At 65.2% G+C, this 25,987-nt stretch carries 29 protein-coding genes; 25 read left to right on the top strand and 4 right to left on the bottom strand.

Features of this window, described 5'->3' with window-relative positions; all coding sequences use genetic code 11:
• Window positions 1–51: 51 nt before the first annotated feature.
• From ACZI8Q_RS10000 to ACZI8Q_RS09965, 8 genes are all read left to right on the top strand, one after another.
• Entirely contained in the window at window positions 52–924 is an 873-nt protein-coding gene (locus tag ACZI8Q_RS10000; protein ID WP_463373357.1) for a sugar phosphate isomerase/epimerase family protein, read from the top strand.
• Between the two features lie 56 nt (window positions 925–980).
• Entirely contained in the window at window positions 981–1,631 is a 651-nt protein-coding gene (locus tag ACZI8Q_RS09995; protein WP_463373356.1) for a MerR family transcriptional regulator, read from the top strand.
• Window positions 1,628–2,464 carry a thioesterase family protein gene (locus tag ACZI8Q_RS09990; RefSeq protein WP_463373355.1) on the top strand — a complete coding sequence of 279 codons (837 nt, stop codon included), beginning with the start codon at window positions 1,628–1,630 and terminating at the stop codon, window positions 2,462–2,464. The genes ACZI8Q_RS09995 and ACZI8Q_RS09990 overlap by 4 nt, the downstream gene beginning before the upstream one ends.
• 33 nt (window positions 2,465–2,497) lie before the next feature.
• Window positions 2,498–3,313, top strand: a complete 816-nt coding sequence (gene proC, locus ACZI8Q_RS09985; protein ID WP_463373354.1) for a pyrroline-5-carboxylate reductase — start codon at window positions 2,498–2,500, stop codon at window positions 3,311–3,313.
• 124 nt (window positions 3,314–3,437) lie between these two features.
• Complete coding sequence (locus tag ACZI8Q_RS09980) at window positions 3,438–3,674, top strand: helix-turn-helix domain-containing protein (RefSeq protein ID WP_463373353.1); 237 nt, start codon at window positions 3,438–3,440, stop codon at window positions 3,672–3,674.
• 197 nt (window positions 3,675–3,871) lie between these two features.
• Window positions 3,872–3,973, top strand: a complete 102-nt coding sequence (locus ACZI8Q_RS09975; RefSeq protein ID WP_003402602.1) for a 30S ribosomal protein bS22 — start codon at window positions 3,872–3,874, stop codon at window positions 3,971–3,973.
• Between the two features lie 127 nt (window positions 3,974–4,100).
• Complete coding sequence (locus ACZI8Q_RS09970; RefSeq protein ID WP_463373504.1) at window positions 4,101–5,210, top strand: NAD-dependent epimerase/dehydratase family protein; 1,110 nt, start codon at window positions 4,101–4,103, stop codon at window positions 5,208–5,210.
• The gene (locus tag ACZI8Q_RS09965) at window positions 5,207–6,253 is read left to right on the top strand and encodes a lysophospholipid acyltransferase family protein (RefSeq protein WP_463373352.1); all 1,047 of its coding nucleotides are present in this window, start codon (window positions 5,207–5,209) and stop codon (window positions 6,251–6,253) included. The genes ACZI8Q_RS09970 and ACZI8Q_RS09965 overlap by 4 nt, the downstream gene beginning before the upstream one ends.
• A 64-nt stretch (window positions 6,254–6,317) precedes the next feature.
• Here ACZI8Q_RS09965 and ACZI8Q_RS09960 read toward each other — a convergent pair whose 3' ends face one another.
• Window positions 6,318–7,307, bottom strand: coding sequence for an HAD family hydrolase (locus ACZI8Q_RS09960; protein WP_463373351.1), 990 nt, complete (start codon window positions 7,305–7,307; stop codon window positions 6,318–6,320).
• A gap of 207 nt (window positions 7,308–7,514) precedes the next feature.
• Here ACZI8Q_RS09960 and ACZI8Q_RS09955 point away from each other — a divergent pair, with 207 nt between their 5' ends.
• From ACZI8Q_RS09955 to ACZI8Q_RS09905, 11 genes are all read left to right on the top strand, one after another.
• Window positions 7,515–7,775 carry a glutaredoxin family protein gene (locus tag ACZI8Q_RS09955; protein WP_463373503.1) on the top strand — a complete coding sequence of 87 codons (261 nt, stop codon included), beginning with the start codon at window positions 7,515–7,517 and terminating at the stop codon, window positions 7,773–7,775.
• Between the two features lie 166 nt (window positions 7,776–7,941).
• Window positions 7,942–8,766: a redox-sensing transcriptional repressor Rex gene (locus ACZI8Q_RS09950; protein ID WP_463373350.1), complete on the top strand. Its 825-nt coding sequence runs from the start codon at window positions 7,942–7,944 to the stop codon at window positions 8,764–8,766.
• Window positions 8,763–10,250 carry a glutamyl-tRNA reductase gene (locus tag ACZI8Q_RS09945; RefSeq protein WP_463373349.1) on the top strand — a complete coding sequence of 496 codons (1,488 nt, stop codon included), beginning with the start codon at window positions 8,763–8,765 and terminating at the stop codon, window positions 10,248–10,250. The genes ACZI8Q_RS09950 and ACZI8Q_RS09945 overlap by 4 nt, the downstream gene beginning before the upstream one ends.
• Window positions 10,247–11,212, top strand: a complete 966-nt coding sequence (hemC, locus tag ACZI8Q_RS09940; protein ID WP_463373348.1) for a hydroxymethylbilane synthase — start codon at window positions 10,247–10,249, stop codon at window positions 11,210–11,212. The genes ACZI8Q_RS09945 and hemC overlap by 4 nt, the downstream gene beginning before the upstream one ends.
• Before the next feature lie 102 nt (window positions 11,213–11,314).
• Window positions 11,315–12,880 carry a bifunctional uroporphyrinogen-III C-methyltransferase/uroporphyrinogen-III synthase gene (locus tag ACZI8Q_RS09935; RefSeq protein WP_463373347.1) on the top strand — a complete coding sequence of 522 codons (1,566 nt, stop codon included), beginning with the start codon at window positions 11,315–11,317 and terminating at the stop codon, window positions 12,878–12,880.
• A 79-nt stretch (window positions 12,881–12,959) separates the two neighbouring features.
• On the top strand, window positions 12,960–13,934 hold the full coding sequence (hemB, locus tag ACZI8Q_RS09930; RefSeq protein WP_463373346.1) for a porphobilinogen synthase: 975 nt from the start codon (window positions 12,960–12,962) through the stop codon (window positions 13,932–13,934).
• Window positions 13,935–13,971: 37 nt separating this feature from the next.
• Window positions 13,972–14,574: a hypothetical protein gene (locus ACZI8Q_RS09925; protein WP_463373345.1), complete on the top strand. Its 603-nt coding sequence runs from the start codon at window positions 13,972–13,974 to the stop codon at window positions 14,572–14,574.
• A gap of 119 nt (window positions 14,575–14,693) precedes the next feature.
• Window positions 14,694–14,840, top strand: a complete 147-nt coding sequence (locus ACZI8Q_RS09920; protein WP_463373344.1) for a hypothetical protein — start codon at window positions 14,694–14,696, stop codon at window positions 14,838–14,840.
• Window positions 14,841–14,884: 44 nt separating this feature from the next.
• The gene (locus ACZI8Q_RS09915) at window positions 14,885–15,376 is read left to right on the top strand and encodes a hypothetical protein (RefSeq protein WP_463373343.1); all 492 of its coding nucleotides are present in this window, start codon (window positions 14,885–14,887) and stop codon (window positions 15,374–15,376) included.
• Window positions 15,373–15,942: a hypothetical protein gene (locus tag ACZI8Q_RS09910; RefSeq protein ID WP_463373342.1), complete on the top strand. Its 570-nt coding sequence runs from the start codon at window positions 15,373–15,375 to the stop codon at window positions 15,940–15,942. Before ACZI8Q_RS09915 ends, ACZI8Q_RS09910 begins: the two co-directional genes overlap by 4 nt.
• Window positions 15,939–16,187, top strand: a complete 249-nt coding sequence (locus ACZI8Q_RS09905) for a hypothetical protein (protein ID WP_463373341.1) — start codon at window positions 15,939–15,941, stop codon at window positions 16,185–16,187. The genes ACZI8Q_RS09910 and ACZI8Q_RS09905 overlap by 4 nt, the downstream gene beginning before the upstream one ends.
• Window positions 16,188–16,224: 37 nt before the next feature.
• On the opposite strand, the gene ACZI8Q_RS09900 is transcribed toward ACZI8Q_RS09905, so the two are convergent.
• Together ACZI8Q_RS09900 and ACZI8Q_RS09895 are read right to left on the bottom strand one after the other, a co-directional pair.
• Window positions 16,225–18,183, bottom strand: a complete 1,959-nt coding sequence (locus tag ACZI8Q_RS09900; protein WP_463373340.1) for an acyl-CoA dehydrogenase family protein — start codon at window positions 18,181–18,183, stop codon at window positions 16,225–16,227.
• 67 nt (window positions 18,184–18,250) lie between these two features.
• Window positions 18,251–19,459, bottom strand: coding sequence for a winged helix-turn-helix domain-containing protein (locus tag ACZI8Q_RS09895; protein WP_463373339.1), 1,209 nt, complete (start codon window positions 19,457–19,459; stop codon window positions 18,251–18,253).
• 122 nt (window positions 19,460–19,581) lie between these two features.
• On the opposite strand from ACZI8Q_RS09895, the gene hemL reads away from it, so the two are divergent.
• The 6 genes from hemL to ccsB all read left to right on the top strand — a co-directional run bounded on the left by hemL (window position 19,582) and on the right by ccsB (window position 25,751).
• Window positions 19,582–20,904 (top strand): glutamate-1-semialdehyde 2,1-aminomutase, encoded by a 1,323-nt coding sequence (gene hemL / locus ACZI8Q_RS09890; RefSeq protein ID WP_463373338.1) that lies wholly within the window; start codon window positions 19,582–19,584, stop codon window positions 20,902–20,904.
• 93 nt (window positions 20,905–20,997) lie between these two features.
• Window positions 20,998–21,657 (top strand): histidine phosphatase family protein, encoded by a 660-nt coding sequence (locus ACZI8Q_RS09885; RefSeq protein WP_463373337.1) that lies wholly within the window; start codon window positions 20,998–21,000, stop codon window positions 21,655–21,657.
• A complete protein-coding gene (locus tag ACZI8Q_RS09880; protein WP_463373336.1) occupies window positions 21,654–22,286 on the top strand; it encodes a TlpA disulfide reductase family protein in 633 nt (210 codons plus the stop codon). The genes ACZI8Q_RS09885 and ACZI8Q_RS09880 overlap by 4 nt, the downstream gene beginning before the upstream one ends.
• A complete protein-coding gene (locus tag ACZI8Q_RS09875) occupies window positions 22,283–23,107 on the top strand; it encodes a cytochrome c biogenesis CcdA family protein (RefSeq protein ID WP_463373335.1) in 825 nt (274 codons plus the stop codon). Before ACZI8Q_RS09880 ends, ACZI8Q_RS09875 begins: the two co-directional genes overlap by 4 nt.
• Entirely contained in the window at window positions 23,104–24,780 is a 1,677-nt protein-coding gene (resB, locus tag ACZI8Q_RS09870) for a cytochrome c biogenesis protein ResB (protein ID WP_463373334.1), read from the top strand. The genes ACZI8Q_RS09875 and resB overlap by 4 nt, the downstream gene beginning before the upstream one ends.
• Window positions 24,777–25,751 carry a c-type cytochrome biogenesis protein CcsB gene (gene ccsB / locus ACZI8Q_RS09865; protein ID WP_463373333.1) on the top strand — a complete coding sequence of 325 codons (975 nt, stop codon included), beginning with the start codon at window positions 24,777–24,779 and terminating at the stop codon, window positions 25,749–25,751. The genes resB and ccsB overlap by 4 nt, the downstream gene beginning before the upstream one ends.
• 27 nt (window positions 25,752–25,778) lie before the next feature.
• Here ccsB and ACZI8Q_RS09860 read toward each other — a convergent pair whose 3' ends face one another.
• The gene (locus ACZI8Q_RS09860) at window positions 25,779–25,973 is read right to left on the bottom strand and encodes a hypothetical protein (protein WP_463373332.1); all 195 of its coding nucleotides are present in this window, start codon (window positions 25,971–25,973) and stop codon (window positions 25,779–25,781) included.
• Window positions 25,974–25,987 lie beyond the last annotated feature (14 nt).

Genomic DNA, 25,987 nt, shown 5'->3' with positions numbered 1-25,987 from the left:
ATGATCGGGGGCAGTGATGCGAACAGCGGGGACGCGAGCCGCGGTGCGGGCATGAGTGCGGGTCGGCCTGCGAAGGTCTTGGTCGGTTTGTCGACAGCCTCGGTGTATCCCGAGAACACCGAGGCGGCGTTCCGGTATGCAGCCGAGGTGGGTTACGACGGTGTCGAGCTCATGGTGTGGGCCGAATCGGTGAGTCAGGACATCGGTGCCGTACGTGCCCTCGTACGGAAGTACGCGGTGCCGGTTCAGGCGGTCCACACACCGTGCCTACTGATCTCGCAGCGAGTGTGGGGTTCGGACCCTACCGCCAAATTGGAGCGTTCGGTACGCACGGCCGAAGCGCTCGGGGCAACCACGGTCGTGGTTCATCCACCGTTCCGGTGGCAGCGGCGGTACGCAGACGGGTTCGCTGATCAGGTCGCCGACGTCGAATCGCGCAGCGACGTGATCGTGGCCGTGGAGAACATGTTCCCGATGCGCGCCGACGGCGTCTTCGGAAGCAAGGAACGGTCTGCTGCGCGGTTGCGGCGACGAGGTGGACCCGGGCCCGCGCTCTCGGCCTTCAGTCCGTCCTACGACCCGACCGACTGCGGACACGACCACTACACGCTCGATCTGTCGCACACGGCTACTGCCGGAATGGATGCGATGAAGCTGGCGAAGCGGATGGGCAGCGGTCTGACACATGTGCATCTTGCGGATGGCCGTGGTGCATCGATGGACGAACACCTCGTGCCGGGTGAAGGAAATCAGCCGTGCGTCGAAGTGTGCCGCCATCTGATGGACTCGGGCTTCGCCGGGCAGGCGGTGGTCGAGATCAACACGCAGAATGCACGGACCCGACGGGAGCGGTCGGCGATGCTCACGCAGGCTCTTGCGTTCGCGAGGGAGAACCTCACAGATCGCCCGTCGTCTCGCGGATGACGTACTCGCCACCCATTGGATAGTATGGCTATCGAGTATTGGTTCGAGGAGGTGTCATGCGGGTTTCCGAATTGGTCGCGCGCAGCGGCGTTCCGTTGGCCACGGTGAAGTACTACCTACGTGAGGGTCTGCTGATGCCGGGCGCGGCCACCAGTGCCACCCAGGCCACGTACGGAGAGGAGCACCTCGATCGGCTCGCATTGATCAAGGCATTCTCCAATGCAGGCCTCGCGATCCCCCGGATACGGACGATCCTGCGCCTGATCGAAAAACCTGACGAGTCTCGCTTCGAGCTGCTCGGAAAAGTGATCGCGCAGTTGCCGCCGTACGTGTCCGACGCAGAGGACGGCGAGCAACGCGACTATCCGCGTGCCCGTCGAGTCCTCGAGCAGTTGGGGCAGGTGTACGACCCCCGTTTCGTTGCAGTCGCTCAACTCGAACGCGCGCTCGAGGCTGCGGAGGCAGCAGGAATCCCGTTGGACGACGAACGTCTGTCCGTCTATGGGGAGCACATTCACGGCATTGCGGAAGCCGACATTCGCATGATGCCGACCGGTGCCGCAGAGCCCCAGGCTCGGTACGCAGTACTCGGAACGGTCCTGTACGAACCGATCATTGCCGCCCTGCGGCGCCTCGCGCACCAGGACCTCACCGCCAAGATCTTCTTCCGGAACACCGAAAACCCCGATCGACAGGATCCACCGTGACGACCAGCCCCTTCCGCGACTTGAATGCCCTCACCGCAGCCGACCCGAACCGCTTTCGAGCGACCATCGACCCCATCTGGACGATCGGGCCGAAGGTGCACGGTGGCTCGATGATGGCGTTGTGCGCTGCAGCGGCCCGGCAGACTTTCCGTGACTCCGACGGCGGCCGCAGCGAAGTCCAGCCGCTCGCCGTGAGCGCCAACTATCTGGCTGCCCCGGACCCGGGCGAGGTGACGCTGTCGACGCAGGTGCGCAAGCTCGGCAAACAGGTGTCGTTCGTCGACGTCGAACTGGCACAGGGTGACCGCGTCGCCGTGCGCGCCGCGGTGACTCTCGGCGTGCCCGACACCGGCGCCCCCGTTCACACGGAAGACCTCGAGCTCGCGGGCCTGCCCGTGGAACCTCCCGCCGACGCGGTCACGCTGACGCCGGACCACCCGATGGGGCAGATCGTCCACGTGGCTCAGGGATGTGACATGCGTGTCGACGCCACGTCCGCACACTTCCTGACCGGCAGTCAGGGCGAGCCCGAGATCCGCATGTGGGCGCGGCCCCGGCCGGAGGACGAGAACGACCCGGACACCGCGGCCCTGTTCGCGATCATGACCGGCGACATCTGCGCACCCGTCACGATGAATCGTGGACTGTTCGGGTGGGCGCCCACGGTGCAGCTCACCACGTACCTGCGCAGGCAACCCGCCCCCGGATGGTTGCGGGTGATGGCGCGTAGCTCGGTGCTCGGCGGAACATGGTTCGAAGAGGACCACACCGTTCTCGATTCGACCGGCTCCGTCGTTGTCCAGAGTCGTCAGCTCGCCATGATCCCCCGCTGAGCGAGCGCAGCGGCCCGTGGCAGGCTGTCCACCATGACGAGAATTGCAGTTATCGGTGGTGGCCGAATCGGTGAAGCACTGATTTCGGGACTGTTGCAGGCAAACCATGCGGTGAGGGACCTGGTGGTTGCCGAACAGCATCCGGGGCGAGCTGACGAACTGGCCGCCGAGTACTCGGTAAGAGTCACCGATACCGCCGACGCCGCCGAAGGCGCCGATGTCATCGTGATAGCAGTCAAGCCCGCCGATGTGGAGTCGGCGCTGGCCGATGTCTCGAAGGCGGATCTCGACGGTGAGCGCGAGCAGATGATCGTGTCGCTGGTCGCGGGCCTGCCCACCGGGTTCTACGAGACTCGGCTGCCTGCGGGATTCCCGGTCGTGCGCGTAATGCCGAATACGCCGATGCTGGTGGGCGAGGGCGTCAGTGTTCTTGCGCCGGGACGCCACGTGAAGTCCGACCATCTCGACGCTGTGCGCGGCATCCTCGGCTCCGTCGGCAAGGTCGTCACTGTCAAGGAATCCCAGATCGACGCCGTCACTGCAGTATCAGGTTCGGGGCCTGCCTACTTCTTCCTGGTCGCCGAGGCGATGATCGACGCCGGAGTCGAGATGGGACTGCCTCGCGCCACCGCCTCGCAGTTGGTCGCACAGACGATGGTGGGCGCCGGAGCCATGCTCGACCGCTCCGGAGAGAGCGCAACCGAACTTCGTGCGGCTGTGACTTCACCGGGTGGGACAACCGCCGCGGCCGTGCGTGCGCTCGAATCGAATGGTCTCCGACGTGCATTTTTCGATGCTCTCGAGGCCGCCAAGCAACGTTCCGAAGAGCTCGGTGCCACATCCGAATGAATATTCGATTGCCCACACCCGTCGCAGTAACCCCATAGGTCCCGCTAAACTCGGGTCAGCACGTGCGTGTCTGTTCCGCCGGAGGGGAAGCCGGCGGCGCGGACGTGCCGGAGGTATGTGGTTGATGACGTCTGCAAAGAAGCCGTCGAAGGGTGCTCTCTCCGACGGACAACCGGCCGTGGCCGGAACACAATTTCTCACGGTCGCCGAAGTGGCGACCCTGATGAGAGTTTCGAAGATGACCGTGTACCGGTTGGTGCACAGTGGCGAACTGCCCGCGGTACGCGTGGGACGCTCGTTCCGTGTGCACGCCAAGGCGGTCCACGACTATCTCGAAACCTCGTACTTCGACGCCGGCTGACACAGCGACGCGAAGTGGCGAACCCTCGGTTTCTCCCGAGTGGGCTCGCACCGGTACGATGGGTGACTGTCGTACCAGCCGGCTGGTGTCGTAAGGCGCCGAGCTTGTTGAAGCGAGCCCGGGCGCCAGCAGTAGGCGCAGGCGTGCGCGAATGGCGTGCGCAGGAACGCTAGAGAAGAACGTGAGGGACACCCGCTATGGGTTCAGTGATCAAGAAGCGCCGCAAGCGCATGTCGAAGAAGAAGCACCGCAAACTGCTTCGTCGTACCCGAGTTCAGCGTAGGAAATTGGGTAAGTGATCCGATTCTCGGATCCCGACGCCGTAATGCCCGTCACCCTTTGTGGTGGCGGGCATTCGTCGTTTACGGGCAACGGAAGCGACGTGTGGGAGGCGTCACAGTCGACCTCGTCGTATGGTTGACGCAACTGACAACGAATTCGGGGGTGTTGCAGGCTGTGGGCGACGAAACTGGTCGGGCGCACGTGGGCGTTCCGCGTGTGGTCATGGTGACGGGAGCGAGTCGATTCCTCGGGGGCTTTCTCGTGACGCGCTTGGCGCAGGATCCGAGGATCGAGCGCGTGATCGGTGTGGACACGACTGCCCCGAGCAAGGACATGTTGCGGCGTATGGGGCGTGCCGAATTCGTTCGCGCAGACATACGGAATCCTCTGCTCGGCAAGGTGATCCGTAACGCCGAAGTCGACACGGTCGTGCACGCGTCGACATTGACGCGCGCACCCAAGTCCGGCAGTCGCGCCACCATGAAGGACATGAACGTGATCGGCGCGATGCAATTGTTCGCGTTGTGCCAGAAGGCACCGAGCGTGCGGAAGGTCGTCCTCCGTTCGACGGCGGGCGTGTACGGCTCCACGTCGAAGGACCCCGCGAAATTCACCGAGGAGATGGGCGCACGTCGTCGGCCGACGGGTGCGTACGCGCGGGACTGCATCGAAATCGAGGGTTACCTGCGAGGTCTGGGCCGTCGGCGCCCCGATGTCGATGTTTCGATATTGCGTCTCGCGCCGGTCGTCGGTGCGGGGCTCAATGCGACGGTGGCCCGGTACATCACCTCGCCTGTCGTGCCGACGATCTTCGGCCGCGACGCCCGGCTGCAGTTCCTTCATGAAGAAGACGCCCTGAGCGCCCTCGAACGGGCGACGGTGGGTGGTCCACCCGGCACCTACAACGTCGCCGGCGACGGCGTGATCATGCTGTCGCAGGCCATTCGTCGCGCCGGGCGTATCGAGGTGCCGATGTCCACCCCACTGTTTCGCAGTGCCGGACGCGCGATGATGGGGCCGGTTGTGCGTTCGTTCGCGGCGGAGCAGCTCGAGTACTTTCAGTTCGGATGTGCGCTCGATACGACGCGAATGAGATCCGAGCTCGGGTTCGAGCCCAGATGGACCACGATGCAGACATTCGACGATTTCTTGAAAGTCTCCGGGATCATGCCGATCATGACACCGGACTGGGTCGACTCTGCCGAGCGCGCGCTGCTTTCTCTTGCCGGAGCACCGCAGAAGGGGGCAAGGTGAACAGAATGGCGAAGGTCATTCCGTTGCATGGGGAACTCGGTCGTGGCGGTGACATGCACGGGCGTCGGGGGAGTGAGAATCGGCATCCTTCGGGGCTCGTAGAACCCCCGCCCGTGGCGGACACGGAACTAGGCGGGACCAGCGCAATATCGAGATTGCCGCAGCCGAGTGTGGAGGAGACGGTCGTCGACTCGGTACGGGCAGGGCTCGCGGATCAGATCACAGATGGTGCCGATTTCGTGCGGAAACGGCTGGCCGGAGACTACTTCGTCGACGACTTCGGGTTCGATCCGCATTTCGCGGAGAACGTGGCACTGCCGATGTTGCGGCCCCTGTTCGAGAAGTGGTTCCGCGTCGACGTGGTGGGGATCGAAAACCTCCCTGTCGACGGAGCTGCCCTCGTTGTGGCCAATCACGCGGGTGTGGTGCCGATCGACGGTCTCATGACGTCGGTCGCCGTCCACGATCGTCATCCGGCGAATCGACACCTACGGATGTTGGCGGCGGACTTGGTGTTCGAGCTACCGGTTGTCTGTGACCTGGCGCGCAAGGCCGGGCACACGTTGGCGTGCACCCCGGATGCGGAGCGGCTGCTGTCGGACGGTGAGCTGGTGGCAGTGTTCCCCGAAGGGTTCAAGGGGATCGGGAAGCCGTTCAGCGAGCGCTACAAGTTGCAGCGTTTCGGACGTGGAGGGTTCGTGTCGGCCGCCATGCGAACCGGCGCGCCCATCATTCCGTGCTCGATCGTCGGGTCGGAGGAGATCTACCCGAAGATCGCAGACCTGACTCCGCTGGCCAGGCTGCTCGGCATGCCCTACTTTCCGATCACCCCACTGTTCCCGCACTTCGGGCCACTCGGCATGATTCCGTTGCCGTCGAAGTGGACGATCGAGTTCGGCACGCCCATCGTCACCGATACCTACGATGCGGCGGCCGCCGAGGACCCGATGGAACTATTCGAGGTCACCGATCACGTGCGCGAGACCATTCAGCAGACGCTGTACCGGACACTGGCGCGCAGGCGCAACGTCTTCCTGGGCTGACGGTTCGCAGGGGAGCAGTGCGGTGATCTCGCGGAGAGCGGGGCGGTGATCTCGCGGCGCGAACTCAGCCTTGGTGCTCGCGGCGCCGTGCCACGGCTGCCGCCAAAGCACCGCCCGCAGCACCCAGTGCGAGCGCGCTCGGTACGCCGATCTTCGCGGCCTTGCGGCCCGTGCGGAAGTCACGGATTTCCCATCCACGATTCTTGGCGACTTCCCGTAGGTCGGCGTCCGGGTTGACCGCGACGGCCGTACCCACGAGCGACAGCATCGGAACATCGTTGTGGCTGTCCGAGTAGGCAGCGCACCTTCTCAGATCGAGGCCTTCACGGACTGCCAGAGCGCGGACTGCGTGCGCCTTACCGAGCCCGTGCAGGATGTCGCCGACAAGTCGCCCGGTGAAGAAGCCGTCCTTGCTCTCGGCGACTGTGCCGAGGGCACCCGTGAATCCCAATCGTTTGGCGATGACCTGGGCCAGTTCGACCGGTGTGGCGGTCACGAGCCACACCTGTTGCCCGGCATCGAGGTGCATTTGAGCGAGAGCACGAGTACCGGGCCAGATCTTGTCGGCGATCACTTCGTCGTAGATTTCCTCGCCGAGACGGGCCAGTTCCTCGGTGGAGCGCCCGGCAACGAACGACAGCGCCTTCTCACGGCCCGATGACACGTCGTTGCTGCTCTCCTTGCCCGTCACGCGGAACTTGACCTGCTTCCAGGCGAAATCCAGAAGGTCGGAGCTCTGTAGGTACTTACGGGCCGCCAGCCCGCGAGCGAAATGGATGATCGACGCACCCTGCACCATCGTGTTGTCGACGTCGAAGAATGCGGCGGCTGTCAGATCGAGCGGGACGTCGGGGGTCTCGCCTTCCTGCAGTTCGACACTCCCGTCGTCCTGCAGTGCGAGCGCTGCGTCCGCACTCGCCTCGCCGGCGAGGTTGGCCCGGACCTCGGCTTCGCTGGGACCGAGCGGATTTCTGAAATGCCGGCGACCCGGAAGGATGATCCCTGCAAGCCCAGCGCCGAACCCCGCTCCGTCCGGTAGTGATCGCGATGGCACTCGCACCTCCCGTTGTTGCGGCCCCGCTTTTCACATAGCAGCCTATCCTCTGGAAACGGGACGCAACCGCTGGACGCCGCGAGCGCTGGGCGTGTGTGACCTTCATCTCGGGCAAAATTGGTTCCCGTGGGCATGCGGACGGCCACCGCACCCGACCGGGGTCGGGTAGAACTGCTCGCCACAGACGAATGGAGTGTGGGTACGGCAATGACCGAGAGCAACCACGAGGTGACCCTCCTCGTCCGGGAAGGATGCGGCGCGTGTGTGTCCGTCCGCGAGCAACTGCAATCGTTGTGTGGCGAGTTCGGGCTGGACGTGACGTGCATCGACGTCGACGAGGCGGCCGGTCGGGACCCGGAGTTGCGCGCCGAATTCGGGGATCGACTGCCTGTCGTTCTGCTCGATGGAAGAGAGCACAGTTACTGGGACGTCGACGAGGAACGACTTCGGAAGGATTTACGCAAGTAAGCCGACCCTAAAACGAGGATCGGGTGATGTTCCGCAGGTGGGAGCACATCTGGCGGGTCCGAAGCAACTTTGTGCATGGGTTCACAAGCAGTTACCGTGGTGTGAACATTGCCCCGGAGCATCGTGAAGATCGGCGTGTGTGCTGATCGGACGAGGAGCCTACGACGTGACCGAACAGCACCCGACGCACGGGCGAACTCTCGCCGGCGTCACCGGCGCTGAGGGGCTGTCGGCGGCCACGCCGGAGTTGCGCGACATCCCCCAGGCTACGGTCACCCGTTTGGCGGCTTACCTGCGGGTCCTGGGTCTGCTCGTGGATCAGGGCACACACATCGTTTCCAGCGAGGAACTGGCGGCCGCTTCCGGGGTGGGATCGGCCAAGCTGCGCAAAGACCTGTCGTTCCTCGGGCCGAACGGGGTGCGTGGGGTCGGATACGACGTCAGCCGCCTCCGCGGACGCATCGAGCAGACGCTCGGTCTCGACCGCGGCCACAAGGTGGTGCTCGTCGGCGCCGGAAACCTGGGTCAGGCCCTCGCCGGATACGGCGGTTTCGGGCGGCGTGGTTTCGAGATGGTCGGCCTGTTCGACGTCGATCCCGCTGTCGCCGGAACGCGGGTGGGCGATCTGGACGTCCGCCACCTCGACGAACTCGACGAGGCGTGCCGTGAACTCGAAGCCACCATCGGTGTGATTGCCACCCCGGACGACGCTGCGCAGGAAGTCTGCGACCGACTCGTCGGCGCCGGGCTCGATTGCATCCTCAGCTTTTCGGCCACGTCCCTCGACGTGCCGGAGCACGTCGAGTCGCGTCGCGTCGATCTCGCTGTCGAGATGCAGGTTCTCTCGTTCAACAGCGCACGCAACACCGGTCATGTCACGGCCGCGTCCCCTTCTCTCGATCAAGCCGAGTCGCGCCCCCCGGTTCGCATCGGTCATGCCGCACACCTCCCGTCCGCCGCAAAAAGAAACGGATCAGTGATTGCCCCGTGAGTGTTCTGCTTGTCGGGATCTCGCACCGCAGCGCCCCCGTACCCGTGCTCGAGCGGGTTGCCGTTGCCGATACCGACCGTCCGAAACTGACGGACAAGCTGATGGCCTCCGAACTCGTCTCCGAGGCGATGATCATCTCCACCTGTAACCGCATCGAAGTTTATGCGGTTGTGGACGCGTTCCACGGCGCACTGTCCGAGATCGGTGAACTCCTAGCCGACCATTCCGGGCTCGACGTTGCCGAACTCCATCGTCATGCGTACGTCCGCTACAGCGAGGCAGCAGTCGAGCACCTGTTCGCCGTGGCGAGCGGCTTGGACTCGATGGTCGTCGGAGAACAGCAGATCCTCGGTCAGATTCGTGCCGCCTATGCCGCTGCGGACACGCAGCAGGCCGCGGGCCGCACCCTCCATGAACTTGCGCAGCAGGCGCTTCGCGTCGGCAAGCGTGTCCATACCGAAACAGGAATCGACTCTGCGGGTTCGTCCGTCGTGTCGGTGGCTCTCGACCGTGCCGGAACGTTGGTCGACGGCCTCGCCGGACGGACCGCGGTGGTGGTCGGAGCAGGCGCGATGGGCGGGCTGGCAGTTGCGCATCTCAGTCGCGCCGGCATTGCGCGAATTCTGGTGGTCAACCGCACCCTCGAGCGTGCCCAGCATCTCGCGGACACGGCGCGCTCGAACGGGGTCGACGCCCAGGCTCACGATCTCGATGCACTGCCCGAGACACTGGCGCAGGCGGACGTGCTGGTCACGTGTACCGGAGCGGTCGGAACCGTCGTCACACTCGCGGACACGCACCGTGCCCTGGCAAAGGCCGATCGCGTTGCCGGCCGCCAACTCGCGATTTGCGACCTCGGCTTGCCGCGCGACGTGGAACCCGCGGTGGCCGGACTCCCGGACGTGACCGTCCTCGACATGGAGTCGCTCCAGCGCGATCCTGCCGCCGGTGCCGCCGCCTCCGACGAGAACGCTGCGCGGGGAATCGTTGCCGACGAACTGTCCGGCTACCTCGCCGGGCAACGTCAGGCCGAGGTCACCCCGACCGTCACCGCACTGCGGCAGCGGGCTGCCGATGTGGTCGAGGCGGAGCTTCTCCGGTTGGACTCACGACTGCCCAACCTGGACAATCCCGAACGTGACGAGGTGGCGCGCACGGTTCGCCGCGTCGTCGACAAACTTCTGCATGCCCCGACGGTTCGGGTGAAGCAGTTGGCCGTGACCCCGGGCGGGGATTCCTATGCCGCAGCCCTGCGTGAGCTGTTCGAACTCAGCCCAGGCACGGCCGAAGCTGTCGCGAAACCGTCCGAGCTGAGCGCGTCGGGTCTGGCCCAGTTCGGTCTCGGCGTCGCCGACGGACTGGTGGCGGGGGAAGATCCCCGCGCACGGCGATTCACGGCCGGCGATGGTGCAGCCGTGCGAAGTGAGACCGGCGGTGCAGCCGTGCGAAGCGAGGCCGACGATGCAGAAAAGGAGTCCCGATGAGCGTAGTGGGAACCCGAACCCTGCGGATCGGTACGCGAGGAAGCATCCTCGCCACCACACAAGCTGCGACGGTGCGTGACGCGTTGATCGCGGCGGGCCACGATGCCGAGTTGACGATCATCTCGACCAAGGGTGACCAGTCAACTGATCCTGTCGAGAAGATCGGTGTCGGTGTTTTCACCGCAGAGCTGCGTGAGGCCCTGCTCGACGGTCGTGTCGACGTGGCCGTGCATTCGTACAAAGATCTGCCCACCGCCCAGGACGAGCGCTTCGTGATTCCGGCGGTTCCGCCGCGGGAAGACCCGCGCGACGCGCTTGTTGCCCGGGACGGGATGGTGCTCGGTGAGTTGCCGCCCGGATCGAAGGTCGGCACCTCGGCGCCCCGGCGGGTGTCGCAGCTGCGTGCTCTGGGGCTCGGCCTCGAGATCCTTCCGCTGCGAGGAAACCTGCAGCGGAGGCTCGGCAAGGTCGATTCCGGTGAGCTCGACGGCGTGATTCTCGCCCGGGCGGGTCTGTCGCGCATCGGCCGCCTCGATCTGGTGACCGAATCGATCGAACCCGTGCAGATGCTGCCCGCTCCCGCGCAGGGTGCGCTGGCCGTCGAATGCCTTTCCGAAGACACTGCCCTCGCGGCCGTCCTCGCGGAGTTCGACGATGCCCCCACCCGTGCCGCCGTCACCGCGGAACGTGCATTGCTCGCCGAGCTCGAGGCCGGGTGCACGGCGCCGGTAGGGGCCATCGCCGAGGTCGTCGAATCACTCGACGACGACGGCCGCGTCTTCGACGAGGTGTCCCTACGCGGCTGCGCTGCTGCCGTCGACGGGTCCGATGTGATTCGTGCGAGCGCTGTCGGATCACCCGACCGCGCCGACGAACTGGGCAGATCCGTTGCCCGTGAACTTCTCGAACGAGGCGCCCGCGACCTGATGAACGTGACCGAGGGTGGTGATGCCGATGTTTGACGAGCGATGTCCGAAGACGAGCGAGCCTGCCGGCCGGCCACCAGGTCGGCCTGCCTACACCCTGTACCGATCTCGACACATGAGCACACTGGAGAATTACCGATGAGCCGAGTCCGCAAGAACGCCCCCGGACGGATCCTGGTCGTAGGATCCGGCCCCGGTGACCCGGCCCTTCTCACGGTGCATGCGCGCAACATCCTCGCCGCAGCGCGTCTGGCCTTCACCGACCCGGACGTCGACAAGGGAGTCACCGCCCTCGTCGGCACCGATCACGGTGTGGACGCCGAGACCGGCGAGTCGATCGCCGAGGTTCGCCCCGCACTGGGCGAGCCGTCCGAGGTCGCCAAGACTCTCGTCACCGAGGCGAAGAACGGCCACAATGTGGTGCGGCTGGTATCGGGGGATCCGCTGACCACCGATTCGGTGATCGCCGAGGTCACCGCCATTGCCCGCACTCAGGTGCAGTTCGAGATCATTCCCGGGCTCCCGTCGTCGTCGGCCGTGCCCTCGTACGCGGGTATGGCACTGGGCTCCGGCCACACGGAAGCGGACGTGCGCGGCGAGGTCGACTGGTCGGCACTCGCGGCAGCGCCGGGACCGCTCGTTCTGCATGCCACGTCCGCCCATTTGGCGGAGACGGCAAGTGCGCTGGTCGAACACGGCTTGGCGCCGCAGACCCCGGCCGCGATCACGGTGAACGGAACCACCCGCCAGCAGCGCACCGTCGAGGCCACGCTCGCCACGCTCAACGACGCAGGCTCGGAACTGGTCGGTTCTCTCGTCGTCACCGTCGGCAAGGTGGTCTCGCACCGCAACAAGATGTCCTGGTGGGAATCGCGCGCACTGTACGGATGGAAGGTCCTGGTGCCGCGCACCAAGGATCAGGCCGGCGACATGAGCGACCGCCTCGTCACTCACGGTGCGATCCCGATGGAAGTTCCGACGATCGCGGTCGAGCCGCCGCGCAGTCCAGCCCAGATGGAGCGGTCCGTGAAGGGACTCGTCGACGGTCGCTACCAGTGGGTGGTGTTCACCTCCACCAACGCGGTGCGGGCAGTCTGGGAGAAGTTCGAGGAGTTCGGTCTCGACGCTCGCGCATTCTCGGGCGTGAAGATCGCCTGCGTCGGCGAAGCAACCGCCGACAAGGTGCGTTCTTTCGGAATCACTCCCGAGTTGGTGCCGGTTGGTGAGCAGTCCAGCCAGGGTCTGCTGGCGGAGTTCGCGCCGTATGACGACGTGTTCGATCCGGTCAACCGCGTCCTGCTGCCGCGCGCCGACATCGCAACCGAAACGCTCGCCGAGGGGCTTCGTGAGCGCGGCTGGGAGATCGACGACGTCACCGCGTACCGCACGGTCCGCGCAGCGCCGCCGCCGGCCGAGACCCGCGAAATGATCAAGACCGGCGGATTCGACGCGGTGTGCTTCACGTCGTCGTCCACCGTCCGGAACCTGGTCGGTATCGCCGGAAAGCCGCATGCGCGCACCCTGATCGCCTGCATCGGTCCGAAGACGGCCGAGACCGCGGCGGAGTTCGGGCTGCGGGTCGACGTTCAGCCGGAGACCGCTCAGGTCGGGCCGCTCGTCGAGGCCCTCGCTGAGCACGCTGCACGACTGCGGGCCGAGGGTGCGCTGCCGCCTCCGCGCAAGAAGTCCCGCGCCCGCCGATAGGCGCCCCGCGCCTGTGAGTGGTTAGCGAGTCCAGAGGCTCGTGGGCCACTCACAGGCCAGACGAAGGAGGGCCTCCCTCGTGTTTCCGACCTACCGACCACGACGGTTGCGGCGCACGCCGGCATTACGACGCCTGGTTGCGGAGACCTCCCTCGAACCACGGCATCTCGTGCTGCCGATGTTCGTTGCCGACGGTATCGATTCACCTCGGGAGATTTCGTCGATGCCGGGCGTGTTCCAGCACACACTGGATTCGCTTCGTGGTGCTGCCACCGACGCTGTAGCAGCCGGGGTCGGTGGTCTGATGCTGTTCGGTGTGCCCCGCCCGGAAGACAAGGATGCCGAAGGTTCCGGGGCCACGGACCCGAACGGAATCCTCAACCGTGGTTTGCGTGCCCTGGCATCCGAACTCGGCGACTCCACCGTGTTGATGGCGGATACCTGCCTCGACGAGTTCACCGACCACGGCCATTGCGGTCTCCTCGACGCGGCCGGCAACGTCGACAACGATTCCACTCTCGCCCGGTATGTGGACATGGCAGTGGCACAGGCGGAGGCGGGAGCCCATTTGCTCGGCCCGAGCGGAATGATGGACGGTCAGGTCGGCGCCATCCGTGACGCGCTGGATTCCACTGGTTTCGAGGACGTCGGGCAGATCGCGTACTCGGCCAAATACGCGTCCGCGTTCTACGGGCCGTTCCGTGAGGCCGTCGGATCGTCGCTGAAGGGGGACCGGCGCACCTATCAGCAGGATGCAGCGAACCGGCGAGAGTCGGTTCGCGAGGTGGAGCTCGACGTGGCCGAGGGTGCAGACCTCGTGATGGTGAAGCCGGCCATGTCGTTCCTCGACGTGCTCCGCGAGACCGCGGACACCTCCCCGGTTCCCGTCGCCGCCTATCAGATCTCGGGGGAGTACTCGATGATCACGGCGGCCGCACAGAACGGATGGATCGACCGGGACGCCGCGATCCTCGAATCGCTGACGAGCATTCGCAGGGCCGGTGCGGACGTCGTGCTCACTTACTGGGCGGCCGAGGTCACCGAATGGCTGTGACGGCGCCCACTCGTCGGTTCCCGCTACGGTTGGCTCCATGAACGACCAGTGGCCTCCGTACGGTCAGCAGCCGCCCCATCAGCAGCCGTATCCGCAGCCGCCGGACGGCCAGTACTCGTTCCCACCCGAGGACGAGCGGCAGCGGCCGGTGCCCCAGGACGTCGGCACCGCGTCACAGTTGTGGTGGGTCGTTGCCGCGCTGGGCTTGCTCCAGTTCTTCGTCTCCATACCCGTCATCTGGGGCGACAAGGATACGTTCATCGATCAGTTGATGAACGATCCGAGCGTTGCGGAATTGGAGGGCGAATTCACCCGGGAGACCGCCGAGACCGTTCTGATGGTCGGGCTCGGTCTGATTGCAGTATTGGTGCTGGTCCTCACCGCGGTCTTCGTGTTGTTCGTCCACTTCATGCGCAAGGGAAAGAACTGGGCGCGTGTGGTACTCACCTTTTTCGGGACGATTCTGGTGGTCCTTACGGTGCCGATTCTGTTCGGCTTCGGTGCCAGAGAGGGTGCGACCGCGGTGGTGCTCGGTGGAGTGCAGGTCCTGCAGGCGGTGATCATCGTCGGCGCGATCGTGTTGATGCAGCGACGAGAATCGAGCAACTATTTCCGGAAGGCGCCCCCAGATGCCGAATGAACCCGCACCTCTTCTGTCGCTAACCGACACAGGAACCCCGGACGCATCGGAAGATCCAGGGGGCAGTATCGTGAACCACGTCACAGTGTAGGTAGTCCGACACCGGAGGTTGTTCGCCGATGCGCGCCGAAGATCGTTTTCATGCAGTTCCCGACGTGGCGCATCGCACTGAGCGTAGGGAGGCGCTTTTCTACCTCGTCATTGCTGCGCTTGTATTGGTGACTTTGGCCCTCGTGATCGTCCCCGGCATGTTGGTCGGCGCCTGATCCGGACTGGCATTCGGCCGCGGCGATGCCTCAGTATGTACGGCGTGCCCGAACCCGCCGCGCCGAAATCCGCCGTACTCACCCCCCTGCCACGGACATCACCCCCGCCACGGACTTCACCGGTAAGCACCAGTGCCCGTCCACGCACGGTGAACGTCGCATTCTGGGTGTGGGCTCTCGCAGCGGCGCTGCTCATCCTCATCGGACTCATCGCCGTCACTACTCCCGCTGCCGGTCTGCGCGAACAATTGACTGGGTACTCGGCGCTCGATTCGGCCGTCCTGACCGTCAGGATCTCGGGTTGGCTCGCGGTGCTCGCCGGTACCGGAATCGGACTCACCGTCTCTGCCGTCCGGGAAGGAAGTAGTCGTGCACGCGCTGTCGCGGCGGTCCTCTCGGTGGCCTATTCGGCGATCCAGATGGTCCTCGTTTTCGTCGGACTCAACACGGTCTTCGCGATGACGGTGCCATTGCTGTTGCTGGTGGCAACCGTTCTCGTGTTCAGGCGCGAAGGCCACGTCTGGTTCGTCCGATGAGCGACGAGGGTAACAACGACACCACACCATTCCTCTTCGAAGAGCCGGGTGCCCGCTGGCGAGTGGTCGCATACGGGCCGGCGTTCTGCGTGCTGGCCTTGATCATCGAATTGTTCACAGGGCCGGTGGTCCACTGGTTCGCACTCTCGCTGTTCGCCGTGATTCTGACGGGTTTCGTGTACCTCCAAGTGGTCGCGGCACGAACCCACGCGAGTGTGTACCTGACCGAGACGACCCTGCAGCAGGGCACGGAGGAAGTGGCGCTCGACGAGGTCGCGGCAGTGCTTCCCGAGGCGGATCCCGACGACTACGACTACGAGGACTGGGAGTCTGCGCGGGCGCTCGGTGAGCTCACGAACGTGCCCCGACGACGGACGGGAATCGGCTTGCGCCTGGTAGGCGGCGGCCTCGTCCGTGCCTGGGCGAAGGATGTGGACACGTTGCGTCACCATCTCGAGCGGCTGGTCGGTGTAGAGGACCGCGATATCGAGGATTTCGAGGTCGAAGAATGCGACGCCGATCTGGATGAGGATGCGGGCTGGGACGACGAGGATTCCCAGCGATGAGGGGGTGGGTACGTCCCGGCACCGAACTGCTGGTCGCGCTGGCGGCGCTCGCACTGGCCGTCGTGTGCTGGAACGCGGGTACCGACACCGCGCCGTACCGCGCCGTGGAGGAAGGTGCCCCACCCTTCGAGGTGACGACGTACTCGGGGTCGTGGATTGCCGGTGCTGCGGCGCTGGTCGCGCTTGCGGGCATCCTGATCGTCGATGCGATTCGTCTCCGGCGCCTCACCCCTGTGAGTGGTTGACGAGTCCAGAGACTCGCTCGCCACTCACAGGCGAAGCCTAACGGGGGACGGTCGCCATTCGTACCGCGTCAGTTCCCGGACCGTCGAGCATGGCCGAACCGAGTAGTCCCTCCGGAATGCCGAAGCCGTCGACGAGTGTCTCTGCGTGTGGACGCAATGAACGGCACCGCTCATTGATGCCGCGCAGCACGGCCTTGGCGCGCTCCACCGACAGGTGACGGTGTTCCATGAACCACGCCTTGTCCTCGTCGATGACCGATAGGGCGTACAAATCGCACAGGTCGTTGAGCAGTTCTTTCGCGGTCTCGTCTTCGCACGAGTCGATACCGGCGACGAATGCCTCGAGAACGACCCGGTCGATGTGGGCCTGCGCAGCGCGCAACACGTGATCCTGAACGAAGTTGAACGCGTCGAACGGGTCGTCCTCGCGCTTCTGTGCCCCCTGCAGGCGACGGGCAGCCGTGGCGAGCAGGTAGTCCTCGCGATCCTCGAACATCTGCACCTGGGTGCCACGGTTGAAGAGGCTGCCGTCCTCTTCGTTGTCCTGACGGGTGTCGACGATGGTCTGCAGAATCTGCTGCGCCGCGGTGCGTTTCTTCACCACGTCCGAGACCGTGGTGGCGGCAAAGCGCATCCAGTCGACGGGGTTCATTCCCTGTACCTCGTCTGCGTACGAGGTGAGCAACTCCTTCGCCACGAGTTGCGTGAGGACGTGATTGTCGCCTTCGAAGGTCGTGAACACATCGGTGTCGGCCTTGAGAGACGTCAACCGGTTCTCGGTCATATAGCCGGCACCGCCGCACGCTTCGCGGGCTTCCTGGATTGCGCGCGTCGCATGCCAGGTGTTGGCGGCCTTGAGACCGGCAGCGCGGCTCTCGAGTTCGCGCTGCTCCTGTGGGTCGGCATCGGGGTCGATCTGGATGTCGTGCATCGTCGACACGAGTTCGTTCTGTGCGAACTGCAGCGCATAGGACCGCGCGATCAGCGGCAACAGGCGACGTTGGTGGACGAGATAGTCCATGAGCAGGACTTCGTCGTCACTCTTCGGTGCGTTGAACTGTCGGCGCTGCAGACCGTATTTGGTGGCGATGGTGATTCCCACCCGTGCAGCAGCGCCGGCCGAACCGCCGACGGTGACGCGCCCGCGTACGAGGGTGCCGAGCATCGTGAAGAATCGCTTGTTCGGGTTCTCTATCGGCGACGAGTACGTGCCGTCCTCGGCCACGTCGGCGTACCGGTTCAGCAGGTCGCCGCGGGGGATACGAACCTGATCGAACATGATGCGCCCGTTGTCCACTCCGGGCAGACCACCTTTGTAGCCACAGTCGGAGGTGCTGACTCCGGGAAGGTCGTTGCCCTCGGCGTCGCGAATGGGGACGACGAAACAGTGGACACCCTTCGACTCCCGTTCTTCGCCGGGTCCTGCGGTGATCAACTGGGCGAACACAGACGCCACCGTGGCGTGCTGTGCGGCACCACCGATGTAGTCCTTGCGGGAGGACGGTGTGGGCGAGTGGATCACGAACTCGCCGGTGGCCGGATCGTAGGTGGCGGTGGTTTCGAGTTCCTGGACGTCGCTGCCGTGCCCCGTTTCGGTCATGGCGAAGCAGCCGAGCAGGTCGAGGTCGATGAGCCGTTTGACGTACGCCTCGTGGTGCGGCTTGGTCCCGAGGTTCTCGACAGCGCCACCGAACAGTCCCCACTGGACTCCCGCCTTCACCATCAGGGACAGGTCGGACATCGCGAGCATCTCGATGCTCACGACGGCGGAACCGGCATCACCTGTGCCACCATGATCTTCGGCGAATCCGTCAGCGGCGTACCCCATGCTCGCCAGGATGCGCATCTGTTCGAGTGCCTTGGCCCGCGCTTCCGCGAGGTCGTGGGTGTAGTGGGGCGCGAAGCGTGGATCGGTCAATTCCGACCGCACGCGTTCGCGTACTTTTTTCCAGCGTCCGTCGAGTGTGTTTCTCAAGTGGTCAGCAGTGGAGGCCATGCCATCGACCATAGCGACAGAAAATCCGGGTTGCCGTCCGAACAAGTCGGAAGTGCAACCATTCGTCTCAGACCGACCGGCGCAACTCGGCTAGTAGGGGCGTCGCCAAATTGCCCCGCCCACCAACGTGAATATCCGTCAACCCTTGCCAGGCGGCTGCCTCGCGCAGTACTGGGACGAGTCGCTCAGCGGTGTCATTCGGTGCACCGGCTTCCTGCCAGGCGGACTGCACTCGCAGGATTCCCTCTTGTCGGCAGCTTTTGAGGTCGACGCGGCCGACCACCTGGTCATCCAGGAGAACCGGCAACGAGTAGTACCCGAACTTCCGCTTGTGAGCGGGCGTGTAGATCTCGATCCGGTAATGGAAGTCGAAGAGGCGCTCGGTGCGGGGCCGGAACCACACCACCGGATCGAACGGGGACAGTAGCGCGGCCGCGTCGATGCGACGAGGCCGCCGCGCCCGGTGATGGACCCAGGCCGGGATGTCCCGTCCGTTCGATTCCCAACCGGGTACGCGAACCGGCCGGAGAATCCCCTCGTCTTCGAGGTCACGGATCGCGCCGCGAACCTGTGCCCGTTTCATGCGGTAGTAGTCGGCCAGATCAGCCTCGGTAGCGATACCCAGCGCCGAGGCGGCATGCGCCACCAGCCGGCGGATCGATTCGTCTTCGGGAAGATCCACCATGCCATCGCCGAAGGCATGCTCGGGTAGCGCATAGACCCGCTCGAAACGAACCCGTTCCGTGCACACGACCTGTCCGGTGCGCCACATCGACTCCAAGGCGAGCTTGACGTCCGACCACCCCCACCAACTGCCGCGCGAACGGTTGGCGTCGTGTTCGATGACACCGGCGCGTAGCGGGCCCTGCTCGCGGAGCGCGGCGAGTAGCCAGTCCGCGAGATCCCGGTGGGTCGACAGCCACGAATCGGGCTGCGCCGATTGATGTAGATAGGCGCGCCGACGGAACCCGAACAGTGGCCAGCTCTCTCGAGGGACGAACGCGGCCTGATGTGCCCAGTACTCGACGAAGCGGCCGTTCCTGCCATGTGCGAGTCGGTCGAGGGCGGTGCGTTCGTAGCTGCCGAGTCGGCTGAGCCCGGGGAGATAGTGGCTGCGTTCGAAGACGTTGACAGAGTCGATCTGCAGCAACCCGATGCGCTTGACCATCGTCCGCAGTGCCCGGGCGCCGGGTGTGGTGTCCGAACGCGGGTTCGTGAAGCCCTGTGCTGCCAGCGCGATACGCCGCGCAAGGGCAGGAGACACGGTGTCGGTCATGATGGTGCGACGCTAACAACCGGCACCGACACCTACGGGGGTGATCGCCGCCGACAGGTGATCCTGGCCACCGACTACACCCTGTAGTTGGCAAATCGAGCAGAACTGGGACACTGGAAGCCGTGACTGTGTCTTCCCGTGACCCCGAAGTGTCCACCGCATCGTCTGCGCAGCTCTTCGAGCGGGCTGAAAGGGTCATTCCCGGCGGCGTCAACTCGCCTGTTCGCGCGTTCGGATCGGTCGGCGGAACACCGCGATTCATCGAGCGGGCCTCCGGCTACACGCTCACGGACGTCGATGGCAACGATTACGTCGACCTCATCTGTTCCTGGGGGCCGATGATCCTCGGCCATTCGCACCCCGCAGTCGTGGAAGCAGTGCGGGAGGCCGCGGCAACAGGGTTGTCGTTCGGCGCACCCACCGCCGGGGAAATCGACCTCGCCGCCGAGATCGTCGGCCGCGTCGCCCCGGTCGAACAGGTTCGCCTCGTCAACTCCGGTACCGAAGCCACCATGAGCGCAGTCCGCCTCGCGCGCGGTTTCACGGGCCGCACCAAAATCATCAAGTTCGCGGGCTGCTACCACGGTCACGTCGACGCACTTCTCGCCGACGCAGGCTCAGGACTTGCGACCTTCGGGCTGCCGACGTCGCCCGGAGTGACCGGTGCCCAGGCAGAGGACACCATAGTCGTCCCCTACAACGATCTCGATGCAGTCACGAAGGTGTTCGAAGCGAACGCCGGCGAGATCGCCTGTGTCATCACCGAGGCCGCTGCCGGAAACATGGGCGCGATCGCCCCGGTGCCCGGGTTCAACGAGGGTCTGCGCACCCTCACCCGTGGGCACGGCGCCCTGCTGATCATGGACGAGGTGATGACCGGATTCCGGGCCAGCTCGTCCGGATGGTTCGGTGTCGACGGCGTAGCCGGAGACCTCTACACCTTCGGCAAGGTGATGAGCGGTGGTCTGCCGGCTGCCGCATTCGGTGGCCGCGCCGACGTCATGAATCACCTCGCGCCCGCAGGCCCGGTCTACCAGGCCGGCACGTTGTCGGGTAATCCCGTCGCGGTCGCGGCGGGGCTAGCGAGCCTGCGCGCCGCAGACCACAGCGTGTACGAGGCCCTCGAGCGCAACGCCGATACCTTGACGGGTCTGCTCACCGACGCACTGACGGCGGAAGGTGTCGCGCATCGGGTGCAGCGCGCGGGCACCCTGCTCAGCGTATTCTTCAGCGACGAACCCGTCACCGATTACGCTGGGGCCAAGAAGGCGGAGACCTTCCGTTTCCCTGCGTTCTTTCATGCACTTCTCGCGCGGGGGGTCTACCCGCCGCCGAGCGCTTTCGAGGCATGGTTCGTCTCGTCCGCGCTCGACGACCGCGCCTTCTCGATCATCGCCGATGCGCTGCCGGCCGCTGCGAAGGCCGCCGCGGCTGCACAGCCCTGACGAACCGGCCGTGACGGGTCTCAACGCCCCGCACCTACCGGCCCCCACCCCCAACGCCCCGCACCTACCGACCCCCACCCGAGGAACCGCACAGTGACCGTCGCCGATCACCCCGACAATTCGAATACGCGCACGATCGTCCATGTGCTCCGGCACGGAGAAGTGCACAACCCTCGGGGCATCCTCTACGGCCGTCTCCCCGGATTCCGTCTCTCGGTCACCGGTGAGGCCCAGGCCCGCGCGGTCGCGGCGACACTGGCCGACCACGACATCACCTGCGTGGTGGCGTCCCCGTTGCAACGCGCCCAGGAGACGGCTGCGCCCCTCGCCGAGCAGCACGGACTCGAGATCGCCACCGACGAGAATCTCATCGAGGCGGGAAACGAGTTCGAGGGCCTGCGGGTGTCGGTGGGCGACGGCGCGCTGTCGCGTCCGCGGCACTGGTGGAAACTGCGTGACCCGTTCACGCCGTCGTGGGGTGAGCCGTACCTGCAGATCGCGCACCGCATGTTGGCTGCGGTCAACAACGCACGGATCGCCGCTGCCGGACACGAGGCCGTCGTCGTGAGCCATCAGCTTCCGGTGTGGACGCTGCGCCGCTTCCTGCAGGGAGAGCGGTTGTGGCACGACCCACGGAACCGTCAGTGCGGGCTGGCCTCCCTGACGTCGCTGGTCTACGAGGGCGACACCCTGGTCGACATCGTCTACTCCGAGCCCGCCGGTGCATCCGATCCGAGGGTGTCAGGAGCATGAGACGAGGTCTCCGGGGATCGAGGCGGGGGCGTTTCGCCGGACTGCTGGCGACCATCTGTGTCGGCGCGCTGACGCTGTCGGCGTGTGCCACCGGTACGGACGCCGTGGCCCAGGGCGGAACCTTCGAATTCGTTTCGCCGGGTGGACAGACCGAGATCTTCTACGACCCGCCCGCCGACCGCGGAAAGGTCGGCAACATCACCGGGCCGGCCCTGATGCGAGAAGGCGAGACCATCTCCCTCGACGATTTCGCGGGCGACGTCGTGGTCCTCAACGTGTGGGGGCAGTGGTGTGGACCGTGTCGCGGCGAGACCGACGACCTCGAAGCGGTGTACGAGAAGACCAAGGACCAGGGCGTCACCTTCCTCGGCCTCAACGTGCGCGATTTCCACCAAGCCGAAGCGCAGGACTTCGTCATAGACAACGGGGTGACATACCCGTCCATCTACGACCCGGCGATGCGAACCTTGATGTCGGTCGGAAAGAACTACCCGACCACGGTGATTCCGACCACCATCGTGTTGGACCGTGAGCACCGGGTGGCCGCTGTCTTCTTGAAGGCGCTCCTCGAGGAAGACCTCCTGCCTGTGGTCGAGCGAGTGGCCGCGGAACAGTCGGACCCACGATGACCGACGTGACATTCCTGGCCGGAGTGGGTGAGACCTTCGCATCCACCGCGTCATCCGGCCCACTGATCCTGGCACTCGGGGCGTGTGTGCTGGCCGGACTCGTGTCGTTCGCCTCGCCGTGCGTCGTTCCTCTGGTGCCCGGGTACCTGTCGTACCTTGCGGGAGTCGTCGGCGCCGACACACCGGCGGTGACCCCGGAGGAGGCGGCGGTTCGGGTGCGAACACGCAATGACGGACGTTTGCGCGTCGCGGGTGCCGCCGCTCTGTTCGTTGCCGGGTTCACAGTGGTGTTCGTCCTTGCCACCGCATCGGTGTTCGGGGCTATTTCGGTGCTCGCGATCAACCGTGAGGTGTTGATGCGGGTCGGCGGTGTGGTCACCATCGCGATGGGCCTCGTGTTCGTCGGATTGGTTCCCGCGCTGCAGAAGGACACCCGTTTCCAGCCGCGCCGGGTGTCGAGCCTCGCCGGAGCCCCCATGCTGGGTGCCGTGTTCGCCCTGGGCTGGACGCCCTGCCTCGGCCCCACGCTGGCGGGAGTCATCGCGCTCGCTGCCGGAACCGAAGGTGCGACCGCAGCCCGCGGGGTGGCCCTGATCGTGGCGTACTGCGTCGGCCTCGGCGTCCCGTTCGTGGTGTTGGCGCTCGGCTCGGCCCGTGCCCTCAACGGTGTCGGATGGTTACGGCGCAATGCTCGAACAATTCAGATCGTCGGCGGCACCATGCTGGTGCTGGTCGGTATCGCGCTGGTCACCGGCGCGTGGGACCAGTTCGTCGGCTGGGTCCGTGATGCATTCGTCTCGGAGGTGACGTTGCCGATATGACCGACACGAAGTCCGACACGGACCGACCCGATTCTTCTTCGCCGGTACCGCGGCAATCGATCTTCGGCCGGGCCTTCGCTCTGGTCCGCAACACGTGGCGTGGACTGACCTCGATGCGTACCGCGTTGGTGCTGCTGTTCTTGCTGGCACTGGCCGCCGTTCCCGGTGCATTGCTGCCACAGCGCAACCTCAACGAGGGTAAGGTCGCCGAGTACATCGAGGCGCGCCCCACGCTCGGTCCGTGGATGGACAGGCTCGAACTGTTCGACGTCTTCGGAAGCTTCTGGTTCACCGCGATCTACGTGTTGCTGTTCATCTCGCTGGTCGGATGCATTCTGCCGCGCTGCGTGGACCACGCGAAGGCGCTACGGACCAGACCCGTGCAGGCGCCGAGGAATCTGGCCAGGCTCCCGCACCATCACGAATCCCAGGTCGACGAGAGCCCCGACGAAGTTGCTGCCCGTGTCCGGGCGCAGTTGAAGGGATGGCGGCTGACCACGCGTACTGCCGTCGACGCGAATCGTCCCGTACACGACGGCGAGATCACGGTCTCCGCAGAGAAGGGGTATCTGCGTGAGGCGGGAAACCTGGTGTTTCACCTGTCGCTCGTGGCCCTCCTGGTGGCCATCGCAGTGGGCAAACTGTTCGGCTACGAGGGAAGCGTGATCATCGTGGCCAACGGCGGACCTGGCATCTGCACCACCTCGCCGGCTGTGTTCGACTCGTTCTCGGCCGGCAACACTCAGGACGGTACGGGCATGGTGCCCATGTGCATTCAGGTGAAGGATTTCGAAGCCGACTATCTGGACAGCGGTCAGGCGGTGATGTTCACGTCGAACATCAGGTACCAGGCCGGAAACGACTTCGAGACGGGCACGTGGCGCGACGAAACTCTGAAGGTCAATCACCCACTGCGTCTGGACGGTGCGCGCGTGTATCTGCAGGGCCACGGGTACGCGCCGACGTTCACCGTCACCTTCCCGAACGGCGAGACCCGTACCGAGACGGTGCAGTGGCGTCCCGATGACGCAACCACGTTCCTGAGCAGTGGCGCAATGCGCATCGATCCTCCGGGTGGCATGTACCCGGACGAGGTCGACCGTCGCAAGAACCAGATCGCCATCGAGGGCTTGTTCGCGCCGACCGCCTCGTTCCACGGGAGTCTGTTGTCGTCCAGCTATCCGGCGATGAACGACCCTGCCGTCGCCATCGACATCTACAAGGGCGACACCGGTTTGGACACCGGCTACCCGCAGTCCTTGTTCTCGCTCAACACAGAGCTCATAAATCAGGGCCGACTCGTGAAGCAGGATCGGGTGAACCTGCGGCCAGGCGAGAGCGCCACCCTCGATGACGGCACGAAGGTGACGTTCGACGGCGCCGAAGAATTCGTCAACCTTCAGGTGTCACACGACCCGGCGCAGCAGTGGGTGCTGGTCAGTGCGTTGACGATGATGGCAGGGCTGCTCGTGTCGCTCATCGTCAAGCGTCGACGGGTGTGGGCGCGTATATACCCCGCGGACGGACCCGACGGCGGACCACGACGTACGGTAGTAGAGCTTGGCGGACTCGCCCGGACCGATCAGGCGGGTTGGGGCGACGAGTTCGACCGACTCACTTCCCGCCTTCTGGGGGACGACCCGAAGCCTGACGCGCAGGAGAGCCAACGATGAACGGTAACGAGACACTCGCGAAGTACAGCGACTGGGCATTCGAATCGGCGTTTGCCGTGCTGGTCCTCGCCCTGGTGCTGCTCATCGTGCAGTACGCCTCGAAGCGGGCGCGGTCCGTCCAGGAAAGGGAACTCGTCACCGCAGGCGGTTCGCCGCCGGCGACCGATGCCTCCGTTCCCGGGCGGGTGATCGATCAGCCGAAGAAGTCACTCGGTGACCGCTTCGGCGGCATGGGTGCCTCGGTTCTCGTCGTCGGTGTCGTATTGATCTTCGTATCGATCGTGCTCCGCGGATTCGCCACCGGTCGGTTCCCGCTCGGGAACATGTACGAGTTCGTCACCATGGCCTGTGGGGCCGCGCTGGTGGTAGCCCTGGTCTTCTTGTGGAAGCCGGCGTACCGATCCATGTGGGCATTCGTGCTCGTGCCTGTTCTGATCCTGATGTTCTTGGCCGGCACGGTGCTGTACGCGGACGCCGCGCCGGTCGTTCCGGCGTTGCGTTCGTACTGGCTGCCGATTCACGTGACGATCGTCAGTGTCGGCTCCGGTGTGTTCTTGGTGGCCGGTGTCGCCAGCCTCCTGTTCCTGTTGCGCATGCGGTACCCGGACGGCGCCGAGGGTAAAGGGGTCTTTGCTCGTATCGCGGAGCGGTTGCCGGACGGCCGGACGTTGGATCGGTTGGCCTACAAGACCACCATCATCGGATTCCCGCTGTTCGGCGCAGGTGTGATTCTGGGGGCGATCTGGGCTGAAGCGGCGTGGGGCAGATTCTGGGGTTGGGACCCCAAGGAAACCGTGTCGTTCATCGCCTGGGTGATCTACGCGGCGTACCTCCACGCCCGCGCGACCTCGGGTTGGCGCGATACGAGGGCCGCTTGGATCAACGTGGCGGGCTTCGTGGCGATGCTGTTCAACCTGTTCATCATCAACATGGTCGTGTCAGGTCTGCATTCGTACGCGGGCCTGAACTGAGGCAGGCTCTGCCGGTTCGGTTCCCGATCAATCGGTCGGGGGCGAATCAGGTCCGTCGGCTTTGCGACGGTGAACTTCGCGGTCGATGCGCCACAGGAACTCCGGGTCGTCGTCGGGGCCCATGCTTCGCTGGGGCAGGGTTGCGGTGCGGCGAGATCCGTAGCTCTTCCAGAGCAGGACCGCAACTATGACGAGACCGATGATGATGAGTAGGTACAGCACCGCGCACCTCCTGG

It is taken from the genome of Rhodococcus quanlei (assembly GCF_055231015.1).
The sequence above is the reverse complement of the archived record's forward strand: the minus strand, read 5'-3'. Positions and strand labels throughout refer to the sequence as shown.